Origin of the sequence: Pseudomonas sp. IT-P44, from assembly GCF_949768225.1 — a bacterium.
In the GTDB taxonomy this organism is placed as follows: domain Bacteria; phylum Pseudomonadota; class Gammaproteobacteria; order Pseudomonadales; family Pseudomonadaceae; genus Aquipseudomonas; species Aquipseudomonas migulae.
Genome location: NZ_CATKQM010000020.1, coordinates 44,299 through 56,811, shown reverse-complemented (window position 1 = coordinate 56,811; position 12,513 = coordinate 44,299). Strand labels below are relative to the sequence as shown.

The 12,513-nt window shown below is 60.4% G+C and carries 12 protein-coding genes; 6 read left to right on the top strand and 6 right to left on the bottom strand.

What is annotated here, in order from left to right; translation table 11 throughout:
• Positions 1–69 precede the first annotated feature (69 nt).
• Positions 70–933, bottom strand: a complete 864-nt coding sequence (locus ACM6IO_RS12150; RefSeq protein WP_192416534.1) for a universal stress protein — start codon at positions 931–933, stop codon at positions 70–72.
• A gap of 160 nt (positions 934–1,093) precedes the next feature.
• Between ACM6IO_RS12150 and ACM6IO_RS12145 the strand changes: the two genes are divergently transcribed.
• From ACM6IO_RS12145 to ACM6IO_RS12135, 3 genes are all read left to right on the top strand, one after another.
• Positions 1,094–1,702: a tRNA-(ms[2]io[6]A)-hydroxylase gene (locus ACM6IO_RS12145; RefSeq protein WP_008028695.1), complete on the top strand. Its 609-nt coding sequence runs from the start codon at positions 1,094–1,096 to the stop codon at positions 1,700–1,702.
• A gap of 236 nt (positions 1,703–1,938) precedes the next feature.
• Positions 1,939–2,646 (top strand): winged helix-turn-helix domain-containing protein, encoded by a 708-nt coding sequence (locus ACM6IO_RS12140; protein WP_032828732.1) that lies wholly within the window; start codon positions 1,939–1,941, stop codon positions 2,644–2,646.
• Positions 2,647–3,933, top strand: a complete 1,287-nt coding sequence (locus ACM6IO_RS12135) for an ATP-binding protein (RefSeq protein ID WP_414911521.1) — start codon at positions 2,647–2,649, stop codon at positions 3,931–3,933.
• Positions 3,934–4,058: 125 nt separating this feature from the next.
• On the opposite strand, the gene ACM6IO_RS12130 is transcribed toward ACM6IO_RS12135, so the two are convergent.
• From ACM6IO_RS12130 to ACM6IO_RS12115, 4 genes are all read right to left on the bottom strand, one after another.
• Positions 4,059–4,847 carry a MipA/OmpV family protein gene (locus ACM6IO_RS12130; protein ID WP_414911520.1) on the bottom strand — a complete coding sequence of 263 codons (789 nt, stop codon included), beginning with the start codon at positions 4,845–4,847 and terminating at the stop codon, positions 4,059–4,061.
• Positions 4,848–5,005: 158 nt separating this feature from the next.
• The gene (locus ACM6IO_RS12125; protein WP_414911519.1) at positions 5,006–7,255 is read right to left on the bottom strand and encodes a TonB-dependent siderophore receptor; all 2,250 of its coding nucleotides are present in this window, start codon (positions 7,253–7,255) and stop codon (positions 5,006–5,008) included.
• 106 nt (positions 7,256–7,361) lie between these two features.
• Complete coding sequence (locus ACM6IO_RS12120) at positions 7,362–7,850, bottom strand: GFA family protein (RefSeq protein WP_192227387.1); 489 nt, start codon at positions 7,848–7,850, stop codon at positions 7,362–7,364.
• Positions 7,851–7,907: 57 nt separating this feature from the next.
• On the bottom strand, positions 7,908–8,309 hold the full coding sequence (locus ACM6IO_RS12115; protein ID WP_008028682.1) for a PaaI family thioesterase: 402 nt from the start codon (positions 8,307–8,309) through the stop codon (positions 7,908–7,910).
• 258 nt (positions 8,310–8,567) lie between these two features.
• Here ACM6IO_RS12115 and ACM6IO_RS12110 point away from each other — a divergent pair, with 258 nt between their 5' ends.
• From ACM6IO_RS12110 to ACM6IO_RS12100, 3 genes are all read left to right on the top strand, one after another.
• Positions 8,568–9,452, top strand: coding sequence for a LysR substrate-binding domain-containing protein (locus ACM6IO_RS12110; RefSeq protein ID WP_008038204.1), 885 nt, complete (start codon positions 8,568–8,570; stop codon positions 9,450–9,452).
• Between the two features lie 100 nt (positions 9,453–9,552).
• On the top strand, positions 9,553–10,662 hold the full coding sequence (gene aguA / locus ACM6IO_RS12105) for an agmatine deiminase (protein WP_008038209.1): 1,110 nt from the start codon (positions 9,553–9,555) through the stop codon (positions 10,660–10,662).
• Positions 10,663–10,664: 2 nt separating this feature from the next.
• Entirely contained in the window at positions 10,665–11,762 is a 1,098-nt protein-coding gene (locus ACM6IO_RS12100; protein WP_414911518.1) for an extracellular solute-binding protein, read from the top strand.
• Between the two features lie 132 nt (positions 11,763–11,894).
• Here ACM6IO_RS12100 and ACM6IO_RS12095 read toward each other — a convergent pair whose 3' ends face one another.
• Positions 11,895–12,512, bottom strand: coding sequence for a DNA-3-methyladenine glycosylase family protein (locus ACM6IO_RS12095; RefSeq protein ID WP_414911517.1), 618 nt, complete (start codon positions 12,510–12,512; stop codon positions 11,895–11,897).
• Position 12,513: the final 1 nt, after the last annotated feature.

Here is a 12,513-nt window from a genome sequence, read left to right as displayed (position 1 = left end):
ACAGGTGAACACGTAACCCTGTAGGAGCGAGGCTTGCCCGCGAAGGCGCCCGGATGGGCACCACATATCTCAATGATGAGACACCATCTCTTCCAGATGATCCTCAATCTCCTGCGGCTTCAACACCAGCACATCGCTCTCCACCGCATCCAGCACCACCTCCGCCGTATTGCCGATCAACGCGCCGGATATCCCGGACCGCGCCACCGTGCCAATCACAGTCACCGATGCGCCCAGCGTGTGGGCCATGTATGGAATCAACACATCCGCCGGACCTTCCGCGATATGAAGGTGCTCATTGTCGATGTCGAACTCGGCTTGAAACGCAATGCACTGTTCGCGGTAACGCGCCTCGATGGTTTCGCTGAGCTGCAACGTAGGGTCCGCCGCCGACAGCATTGGTGAAGGATGAGCGCTGACCACATGCAGATGAGCCTTGGCCAGACTGGCGATGTCATAACCGTGATCGATGATGATGTTGTGCAGGTGGCGGTGTTCGTCATCGGTATTGCCGACATCAATCGCCGCCAGGACCACGCCGCCTGCCCAGGGTTTCGAGGTTTTCACCAACAGCACCGGTGTCGGGCAGGAGCGCAGCAGTTTCCAGTCCGCCGGGGTCAGCAGGGCTTTTTTCAATGAGCTGTCGGGGTAATGCTGCTTGATCACCAGCCCGCAACCTTCGGCTTGCTGCACATCGACGATGGTTTCGTGCAGGCTTTCGTTCCACGCCTGCTCGGTGGTCACGCTGTAGCCATCCGCGAGCAGCGCTGCCTTGAGCACGCCAAGCATGCCGCTATGGTCATGCTTGCGGTCGCACACCAGCAGATGCAGGTGAGCCTGGGTTACCCCGGCAATCAGCTTGGCCCGTTTAAGTGCCAGGCTTTCCGAGTGTTCGGGTTCGATGACCACCAGAATGCTGCGAATGGCTTGCATGATCGGGATCTCCAGAGGGAAAAAAAGCATGGCGTTGCACAACTATAGTTGCTGGTCGCGCATCCGGGACTTGATACATATCAACGGTCGTGGCTGGTGGTCTGGCGGCGGGCCGGTATAATCGGCGCCCTTCGTTTTGAACCTTTTGTCCGTGAGCCCCATGATCCTTCCCGAAATTCACGAGTTCCTCGGTTGCCGCACCCCTGACGGCTGGGTCCAGGCCGCGCTGGCCGATCAGGAAACCTTGCTGATCGACCACAAGAACTGCGAATTCAAGGCGGCCAGCACGGCATTGAGCCTGATCGCCAAGTATCACTCCCATGTCGATCTGATCAACCTGATGTCGCGGCTCGCCCGGGAAGAGCTGGTGCACCACGAACAAGTCATGCGCCTGATGAAGAAGCGCAAGATCGAGCTGCGCCAGCTGTCCGCCGGGCGTTACGCCTCGGGTCTGCGCAAAGTAGTGCGCAGCCATGAACCGGTAAAGCTGGTCGATACCCTGGTAGTCGGTGCGTTTATCGAAGCCCGCAGCTGCGAGCGGTTCGAGGCGTTGGTGCCGCACCTGGACGAGGAACTGGGCAAGTTCTACTTCGGTCTGCTGAAAAGCGAGGCGCGGCACTTCCAGGGTTACCTGAAACTGGCGTACCAGTACGGTGACGCCAAGGACATCGCTCAGGTGATCGAGCGGGTCCGCGCTGCCGAGCAGGAACTGATCGAATCGCCGGACGTGGAATTCCGCTTCCACAGCGGTGTCCCAGCCGCCGCATGACCCGTAGGAGCACGGCTTGCCGGCGAAGGCGTCCTTGAGATCGCCTTCGCCGGCAAGCCGTGCTCCTACCGTTAGTTGCGATCTTTTGCAGCGCAATTGTTAAAAACTCTTAAGAGTATGAAAGATCACTGAAAACCGGCCCCAGAGGCCGGTTTTTGCTGCCTGCAATCGCCGCCCCGACGCTGATTGACGCCATAATGCCGCCCACTTCACACAAGAGTTGGCACGCGTTCGTTATGGATAACCTGGGTTTTGGCAAAGTTCTGCTGGTGGAAGACGACGAAAGGCTTGCCGGGCTGATCGCGCACTTCCTGTCCCAACATGGCTTTGAAGTGTTACAGGTGCATCGCGGCGACCTCGCGTTGGCCGCGTTCCTCGACTTCAAACCGAAAATCGTTGTACTCGACCTGATGCTGCCGGGCCAGAGTGGCCTGCACGTGTGTCGCGAAATTCGCAGCGTGTCCGATACGCCGATCGTCATCCTCACCGCCAAGGAAGACGACCTCGATCACATCCTCGGCCTGGAATCCGGCGCCGACGACTACGTGATCAAGCCGATCAAGCCGCCGGTACTGCTGGCCCGTCTGCGTGCGTTGCAACGCCGGCAAACGCCGGACAGCACAGTCTGCAGCTCGCTGGAATTCGGCCATCTGAGCATCGATCGCAGCTGTCGCGAAGTGCGCCTGGCGGGTGAGGGCATCGAGCTGACCACCATGGAGTTTGAATTGCTGTGGTTGCTGGCCAGTGCGGCGGGCAAGATTTTGTCCCGCGACGACATCCTCAACCGCATGCGCGGGATCGCCTTCGACGGCCTCAACCGCAGCGTCGACGTCTACATCAGCAAGTTGCGCGGCAAGCTCAAGGACAACCCGCGTGAACCGGTGTGCATCAAGACCATCTGGGGCAAGGGTTACCTGTTCAATCCGTTCGCGTGGGAGCTGTAAATGCTGCGGTTATTTCTCGGTCTGTTTGTGATGATGACGGTTGGCCTGGTACTGGGGTTGCAAACCGTCGAGCGCACGTTCGATGCGCTGCTCGCCGGTCAAATGCAGAGCTACAACCGCGAGGCGGTGCGAGGTCAGGCCTGGTCGCTGGTGGAGCAGTTGCGCGGCCTGGACGGTCCGGCGCGGGAACGCCAATTGGAAACCGTGCGCCCTCACTACGGTTTGGGCCTGAGCCTGGTCGAAACGGATCAACTGGCCCTGACCGATCAGGAAAAAGCCGAGTTGGCCCAAGGCCTGCTGGTGCTGCGTGACAAGTACACGCAGTTCATCTCGCGCATTGACGACGGTTCGCAGTTGCTCAGCATCAAGCTGCCGGCTGAGCCGAGCCTGATGCCGTTCTACATTGCAGCGGCCTATTTCATGATCGCGGTGATGATCGGTTTCGTGTTGTTATTCTGGGTGCGCCCACACTGGCGAGATCTGGAGAAACTGCGCCTCGCCGCCGAACGCTTTGGCGACAACAACCTGTCGGCGCGAATCCAGCTGTCCAAGCGCTCGAACATTCGCGACTTGTCCGAGCATTTCAACCTGATGGCTGCGCGCATCGAAGGCCTGATCGCCAATCAGCGTGAGCTGACCAACGCGGTGTCCCATGAATTGCGCACGCCGATTGCCCGGCTGTCGTTTGAACTCGATCAGCTCAAGCAACAATCCGATCCGAGCCAGCGTCGCGAACTGATTGCCGACATGTACGCCGACCTCGGCGAGCTGGAAGAAATGGTCTCGGAGCTGCTGACCTACGCCAGCCTTGAGCGCGGCGCTACGGTCATTACCCGGGAGAATATTCAGGCCAACAGTTGGCTCGACAGCGTGGTCGGCAGCGTGGCGCTGGAAGCCGAGGCGGCCGGGGTGCAACTACTGATTGTCGAGTGCCGGGTCGATGAGGTGCGCATCGAGCCGCGCTTCATGGCGCGCGCGGTGATCAACCTGCTGCGCAATGCCATTCGCTACGCCGAAGAGCGAGTGGAGGTGTCGTTGGTGCGCACCGGTGATCATTACGAAGTTCAGGTCAATGACGACGGGCCGGGCGTGCCGGTGGACGGGCGGGAGAAAATCTTCGAACCGTTCTCGCGCCTGGACGCCAGTCGGGATCGCCGCACGGGTGGCTTCGGCCTGGGCCTGGCCTTGGTGCGGCGGGTGTCGCAGTCTCATGGCGGGCAAGTGCAAGTGGCGGATTCGCCGTGGGGCGGGGCGTCGTTTCGCATGACCTGGGTGCATCAGGATTAGTTGTGTGTTGCCGACGACCCCTTCGCGGGCAAGCCTCGCTCCTACACGGTACGCGTACAAACTGTAGGAGCGAGCGGTGCGGCGATCCGACTTGCCCGCGATGGCGTAATTCGCATCACCTCAAATCAAAAGCTGTAAACGACCTGCCCAGCCACCGAAGTCTGCATCCGACGCTCAACAATCGGACTGTCCGCCGCTTTACCACCCAGGTACTGCACCGCCAGCACCGTGGTAAAACTCCATTCATCGTTGATCGGCAGCGACCAGGTCAGATCCGCCCCCCGACTCACCAGGCCACCTTTGGTGTCATACGCCTTGAACTTGCTGCGCGACGCCTGAGCGCTGCTCACGCCATACCAGGTGCGCATGTAATTGCTGTCGCCGAACTGACTGTTCAGGCTGCCGACGACCTTGCCATAGTCACCTTCATAAAACGGCGCGCTGATGCTCAGTTTCAATCGATTCCAGGCTGAGCCGGTGTCGTGTTCGTCCTCGTCTTCTTCAAGCGCATGTTCATAACTGGCGCCGAGAATGATCGGCCCCATGTGATAGGTCCCGTCCAGCCCCAGCAAGGGACGCGACTTGATCGAGCCCATACCGTTGAGCTCATCCGAGCCCTTGAAACCGCTTTTACGGTCCTTGCGCACATCACTTGCGCCGACGTAGACGCTGAGGCCGAAGTCGTCTTCATCAAACGCCCAGCCAAGACCCTTTTGCGTGTCGAGAAAGAAACCATAAGGGCTGACGATTTCGCCGCCCAGTAACGGCGCGACTACGCGTTCATCACTGCCGCTGTAACGCGGCGCACTGGCAGCGCCAGCGCGCAGGGTGTAGTGCCAGTCTTCGGCATACAAGGAGGTGGAGGGGAGAAGCAGGCAAAAAGAGGTCAACGGCAAATACAGCGAACGAAACATGGGAGCACCCTGGGTGATAGTGGATGCGCCCATGCTAGGCGGGTGCCGCCCGGCAATCTTTGGCAGCTTTGTCGCAAAACTGTCAAAGACTGTGAACGGGGTTGGCGAGCGGTGAGTCGCCTGTGGCGAGGGCGTAAATCCCTCGCCACAGAATCAGCTTAGAAGTCCCACTTGGTGGTCAGCATCAGGTTGCGCGGCTCGCCGTAGAACGTGGTGTCGAAGTTGCCCAGGCCGGTCAGGTACTTCTTGTCGAAGATGTTGTTGGCGTTGGCGGTGAAGCTCAGGTGCTCGTTGTACTGGTAACGGGTCATCAGGTCCACGAGGGTGTAGCCGCCCTGTTTGATCCGGGTGTAGTCGCCAGCGGGAGCGCTGTAGATTTTGCCGTAGAAAGCGCTCTGCCAGCTGATGCCGCCGCCAACGGTCACTTTGTCCAGGGCGCCAGGCAGGCGATAGGTAGTGAACGTGCGCACAACGTGCTCGGGTTTGCTGGTGGACAACGGGTAACCGAAGATGCGCTGCTCGTCTTTATCACGGGTGCGTGCGTAGGTGTAACCGGCCATCAGGTTCCAGCCATCGGTCAGTTCGCCGGCCAGTTCCAGTTCCACACCTTTTGTGGTGGTGCCGTCGACGGCTTTGTAGATGCCTTCGTTGGTGATTGCGTTGGTGCCGGTTTGCTCGGCGACGCCGTCCTGCTCGATGCGGAACAACGCCAGGCTGGCATTCAGCCGGCCATCGAGGTAAGCGGCTTTCAGACCGGTTTCGTAGCTGACGCCTTCAACCGGTGCCAGGGTCATGCCACTGGCATCCTTGTTGGTCTGTGGCTGATAGATCGAGGTGTAGCTGGCGTATACCGAGTAAACGTCGTTCAGGTCATAGACCACGCCGGCGTAAGGCGTGACGACGCCGTGTTCCTTGTAGCTCGCGTGGCTGTCGTCCAGCGGTGAATCCACGTTGTAGCGGTAATCTTCGTTGTACTTGAAGGTGCTCAGGCGGCTGCCGAGGATGACCGACAGATCATCGGTCGGGCGCAGGCGAGTGGCGAGGTACACACCGTTCTGGCTCTGGGTGCGTTCGTATTTGCCGTTGGCCGGGAACTCCTGTTTCGGCAGATGGCCGTCCCAGTCGTAGATGCTCCCCGGGACCATTTCGAAGGCGCTGGTGTCGTAGGTGGAACCGGTCTGGCGGGAGTGGGACGTCATGACGCCGGCCACCAGGTCATGCTCGCGACCGCCCAGTGAGAAGGGGCCGGAGACGTTCACGTCGGCGGTATCCTGCACGCGATGACCTTCCCAGCGACCCCAGAAGAGGAACATGCCGTCACCGGTATCGCGGTTCGGGTTGCCGCCGCTGGCCGAGGCCAGTTGGGTGTCGTGATCGGTGGTTTTCTCGCTGAGGCTGGCCTTGAATTTCCAGTCGTTGGCCAGCGCTTGTTCCAGCGAGGCAAAGTAGGTGGTTTCGTCGAAATCGCGGCGGCTCCAGTCGGCCGCCGGGTTGAAGCTGCGGGAGAAGTCGGTACGGCCGCCGTCGGAGAAATACGTCGGGTTGCCGGTCCAGGAACTGCCGCGAGGTGTGGCGCTGGACTTGTCGATGCCGAATGTCAACAGGGTATCGTCGGTCAGGTCGGCTTCGAGGATGCCGTAGTACAGGTCTTTCTTTTGGCTGTAGTGGTCAATGTAGGAATCCTTGTCCTGGTACACGCCGACAAAGCGCCCGCGCACGTTGCCCGAGTCAGTCAGCGAACCGGAAATATCGCCGGAGGTGCGGTAATTGTCCCAGGAACCGACGGTGCCGCTGATCGAGGCCTTGAACTCTTTGGTCGGCTTCTTGCGGATCAGGTTGACGGTGGCGGACGGGTCGCCAGCACCGGTCATCAGGCCGGTCGCGCCCTTGACGACCTCGATGCGGTCGAGGCTGGCGGAGTCGTCGCTGTTGTTCGGGTTTTCCCCATAAACACCGTCGTACGGTTGGTTGACCCCGTCGTACTGGAAGTTGGTGATGGCAAAGCCGCGGGCGGAAAACTCGGTACGGTCGCTGTCGTATTTCTGCGTCGAAACACCGGGGGTGTTACGCAACGCATCGCTGATGCTTTGCACACCGCGATCGTCCATTTGCTGGCGGGTGATCACCGTGACCGATTGCGGTGTTTCACGCAGCGACAACGGCAGGCCGGTGGCCGAAGACGTTGAGCCGGTGGTGTAGGAATGGGTGTCCTCGGTGGTCGCGCCCAAGGCGACACCATTGATGTTCGTCGCACCCAGTTGCAGCACGCCATCGTCCTTGGCTGCCGTTTTGCCGGTGGCCGTTTCGGCGGCATGGGCGGTGGAGGCAAGGCTCAGCAGAGCGGCCGGAAGGGCCAGTGCCAAGGGGCACAGGGCAAAACGAAAACGCGCAGCAATTGGGTGCGACATGGAGATCCCTTTGTATCGAATCGATCGGTAAGTGAAAGGCTTCTGAGGGTTAACCGAACGAAAAACGCAAAGGGGAACTGCCGTGTGAAAAAAATCCAGGTTTTGATTAGCGAGCCAGACCCAGTCGCTCGTGCCACTGTGCGATGGACTCCTCGGGCCAGATCTCGCACTGCCGATCACCGACATGCGCCGCAACCTCCACCCACGGCGCTTTCGAATTGAGCATCACGTGCGTGTACTCGGGTGGCACCGGCAACGCCGTATCAATGGCCGAGGCGAACGGGTGAATCAGTTCCGGCCATTCAGGGCTGAACAGCCACAAGCCCGAGCCACACACCGAGCAGAAGTGCCGCTCTGCCGTGCTGCGGTGGGCGCGTTTATCGCCTTCGTCCTTGAGTCGTGCGTGATAGATCGCGATGGATTTGCGTCCGCGCACCTTGAGGCTGGCGGCATCGCCCGCGATGTTGACCGAGTAACCGCCACCGCCCTGGGTCTTGCGGCAGATCGAGCAATAGCAACGTTGGTAAGGGTAGGGGTGGGCGCTGGTCAGACTGAACGACACGGCACCGCAGTGGCAGGAGCCTTCGAGTCGCATGGCAGAACCTCCAAATGATTGGCTGTTACTTCCCTGACCGCCCCGAAAACCGGTGGTTCACTGCTGGATCGGCACCAGGATCGCATCGCCGGTTGCCACCAGCTTCAACTGATCCCCTGTTTGTGCGAACAGCTCGGCACGGGCAAACACCTGCTTCTTGCCAGACTTCACCACCTGGCCGCGCGCAATGAACACTTCACCAACGGCGGGTGCAAGGCAATTAACCGAAAAATGCGATGCCAGGACATTGCCAGCGACCGTTCCGGCCGCAAACCCACAGGCGGTATCGAGCAGCGCGCCAATCAGGCCGGCATGCAGAAAACCTGCGTATTGCGCCATATCCGCCTCGCGAAAAGCCAGGGTCAGTTCCACCTCGCCCGGCTCGGTGCGAGTGACCTCGAAACCGGCCCAGCGGTTGAAGGCGGACGTTGAATTGATCTTTTTGAGTGCATCAAGCATGGCGAATCCCTCCGGTTGAGGCATCAACATGCGCCGGGTTTTGGGGGATGTCATGGTGGATAAAGAAGGGTGATGGGCGGGTGGCTTGGTGGTGAATATTCAGGCCTTATCGCTAGCAGGCTAGCTCCCACAGTGGTCTCCTGAACACTGGAGATCCAATGTGGGAGCTAGCCTGCTAGCGATGAACGATAACGCGGTCCCTCTGGACGCCCACCGTTCACCCGGTCAGCATGAGCACCTCGAATCGGGAACCGACCCATGCGACGACTACCTTCCCTTGCAGCCCTCAAAACCTTCGAATGCGCCGCCCGCCACGCCCACTTCGGCCGGGCCGCCGCAGAGTTGTGCGTCACCGACAGCGCCGTCAGCCATCAGATCCGTCAGCTCGAAGAGCAACTGGGCGTGTCGCTGTTCATCCGCGAAGGCCGGCAAATTCGTCCGACCATGGCCGCCGGGCGCCTGATGCAAAGCCTGCAGCAAGCCTTCGAACTGATTGGTGAAGCCTGCGATGAACTGCGCGATCCGTCGTCGCTGGCGGTGTTGCGCCTGGCGGTGACGGCCGAGCTGGCGCAGAAGTGGTTGATGCGTCGCCTCACGGATTTCTACGCGCGCTATCCGCACATCACCTTGCACCTCTACGAACAGCCCATCGATGCCACCGCGCCGGGGGAAGACATCGACCTGGCCATCACCTACGGCACAGGCCCGGTGGACAGCAGCGCGTACTTCGTTCGGCCGTTGCCAGCATTGCAGTTTTTCCCGGTGTGCAGCCCCGGCCTGTTCAACCAGGGTGCCCTGAAAACCCCGAAGGACCTGGCGCGCCACTGCCTGCTGCACGACGATCAGGACGGCAAGACCTGGACCGCCTGGCTCACCAGTCATGCCGGCGATCTACGCCCCGAACGACAGTTGTATTTCGCCCATGCCGGCCTCGCGCTGGAAGCCGCGGCCCAAGGGCAGGGCGTGGCCATGGGCGATAACCTCACGGCGCAGGAAGACTTGCTCAGCGGTCGACTGGTCCGGCCGTTTACCTCAAGCATGACTGCGCTGGGCCAATACGCGCTGGTGTGTGAACGAGTGCGCCTGGAGCGTCCGGCTGTGGCGCAGATGCTTGAATGGTTCAACGATCAGCTGATCGATTGATGAGTTGAATTCAACTATTCCGAAATAATCATCGTTGGTGAGGAGGGCGCCGACGACCTTAGCCTGTGGTCATTCCAATCCCCGTCAACGAGGTTTGACCATGGCACGTTCGCTCGACACCACCCCAAAACAAGACGGCTTCCGCCTGCCCGGCGAATTCGAAACCAAGGCCGGTTGCTGGCTCGGCTGGCCGGAGCGCACCGATGTCTGGCGCAACGGGGCCAAGCCGGCGCAGAAAGTCTGGGTGCAGATCGTCACCGCCATCTCTCAAAGTGAACCGGTCACCGTGTGTGCCTCCGCCGCGCAATTCGCCACGGCGCGCCGGCAGTTGCCGCCGCAAGTGCGCGTGGTGGAAATGACCTGCAACGACACCTGGTTCCGGGACAGCGGTCCATGCTTTGTGGTGAATGACGCCAGCGGCGAAGTACGCGGCGTCGACTTCGAGTTCAACGCGTACGGCGGCCTCGATGGCGGCTTGTACTACCCGTGGGACAAGGACGACCAGATCGCCAGCAAGATCCTCGAAATCGAACGTTTCGACCGTTACCGCGCACCGCTGATCGCCGAACTCGGCGGCATCCAGAGCGACGGCCAGGGCAGCATCCTCACCACCGAACAATGCCTGCTCAACCGCAATCGCAACCAGCACCTGGGCAAGGAAGAAGTCACCCGGCGGCTGACGGACTACCTCGGCGCCGAGCAAGTCATCTGGCTGCCGCGCGGTTGCAAGTTCGACGAAACCGACGGTCACGTCGACGACCTCGCGTGCTTCGTGCGTCCCGGTGAAGTGGTGCTGCAATGGACCGACAACCGCGATGACCCGCAATGGGAAATCTATCAGGAAGCCTACGACGTCCTGCGCAGCACCCGTGACAGCCGTGGCCGCGAGTTGATCGTGCACAAACTGCCACAACCCGACGTGCTGGAATGGACTGCAGAAGAAGCCGAAGGTCTGGACCAGCAAGACAGCACCCACACCCGTCAGGCCGGCACCAAAATCTGCGCGTCGTATATCAACTACTACGCCGGCAACACCTCGATCGTGGTGCCGTTGTTTGGTGATCGTAACGATCAGGTGGCACTGGCGACACTGGCTGAGCTGTTCCCGCAGCACAAGATCGTCGGCATCGAAAACTCCAGGGAAATCCTGCTCGGCGGCGGTAACGTCGCGTGCATCACCATGCCTCAATACGCTGGTAAAGGAGTGTAATCATGGGCCTGCACAAACTGACTCAAGCGTTATTGCTGGTGCTTGCACCCTTGTGTGTGCAGGCCGCCGACAGCGCCAGACCGGTGGTGAACCTGTACATCTGGGGCGAATACCTGGCCCCGGATACCCTGACCAATTTCGAGAAAAAGACCGGCATCCATGTGATCGCCGATCATTTTGATTCCCTGGAAACCGTCGAGACCAAACTGCTCACCGGTCGTAGTGGTTATGACCTGGTGCTGACGGCGGGGCAGCATTTGTCCAGGGCGATCCAGAGCGGTGCCATTCAAACCTTGAATCTGCAACGGTTGCCGCACTTTGCCGGCGTCGGTGATGAGTTCCGCCAGCACATGGCGGTGTTCGATCCGGGCAATCGTTACGCCGGGATTTATGCCTGGGGCACGACCGGTGTGGGTTATCAGGAAGAGGCCGTCAAAAAGCGCCTGCCGGAGGCGCCAACGGACAGTTGGTCGATGCTGTTCGATCCGGCGGTGGTCTCGAAATTTGCCGATTGCGGCGTGAGTTTGCTCAACGATCCCAACGAGGTGTTCGCCGCGGTGATGAAGTACATGGGGCTGGACATCAACCGCCAGAACCTCGATGACCTGAAGCTGGCCGAGCAGCAACTGGCGAAGATCCGGCCGTACATCCGTTACTTCGACAATGACCTGAACATCAGCGACCTGGCCAATGGCAACACCTGCGTGGCGATGTCGTGGAATGGCAACGTGGCCATTGCGGCGGGCCAGGCAGAAGCCGCGAAAAAACCGCTCACGTTGACCTACCGGATACCGAAGGAGGGCACGTTGATCTGGTTCGACGCCATGGTCATTCCCAAGGATGCGCCGCATCCCGAGGCCGGGCTGGCGTTGATGGATTACCTCATGACGCCGCAAGTGATTGCGCCAATCACCGACACCATTCACTACGCCAATGCGATCACGGCAGCGGATGACTTGATCGCCCCGGCGATTCGTAATGATCCGGGGACGTATCCGTCGGCGCAGGTGCGGGCTTCGTTGTATAGCAAGAATGACAATGGCAAGGCGTTCAACCGGGCGTTGATTCGGGCGTTCAGTCGGTTGAAATCCGGGTTGTGACTGGCGTTGGATGATGTGTTGAATGTGACACCGCCTTCGCGAGCAAGCCCGCTCCCACATTCGACCGCATTCTCATGGGAGACCTCGGTTAAATGTGGGAGCGGGCTCGCTCGCGAAGAACGATAACGCGGTCTACCTGTTGGGCACCCGCCACAAATACCAGGAAGCTACCGTCCGATAAGGGCTCCACTCCAGGCCGATCTCGACCATCTGTTTGCGCGTCGGCTGCACCTCCAGGCCCTTCAACCGCCGATAGCCCTCACGCACCCCAAAGTCATCCGCCGGCAGGATGTCCGGGCGCTCCAGGCTGTAGATCAGCAGCATCTCCACGGTCCAGCGCCCAACGCCGCGCAGGGTAATCAACTGCTCGATCAACGCCTCATCGTCCATGGCCAGCGCCGTAGCATAGTCCGGCACCACGCCGTCCAGCGCCGCTTGAGCGATGCCCTGAATGGTCGCGATTTTGCCGGCGGAAAAGCCGCAACTGCGCAATTGATCAAACCCGCTCGCCAGAATCTGTTCGGGCCGCGGAAACGAGGCCGAAGGAAACAACGCCAGCAGCCGCCCGACAATCGCATCACCGGCCCTGGCGTGCAGTTGCTGATAGGCAATAGCCCGCACCAGCGACTCATACGGGTCGCGAGCCGCATGAGGCTGATGCAGGCAAGGGCCGATGGTCGCGATATGGCGCGCCCAATCGTCGTCAATGGACGCCAGAAAACGGGTCGCGGGCTGATAGGGATCAGGCATG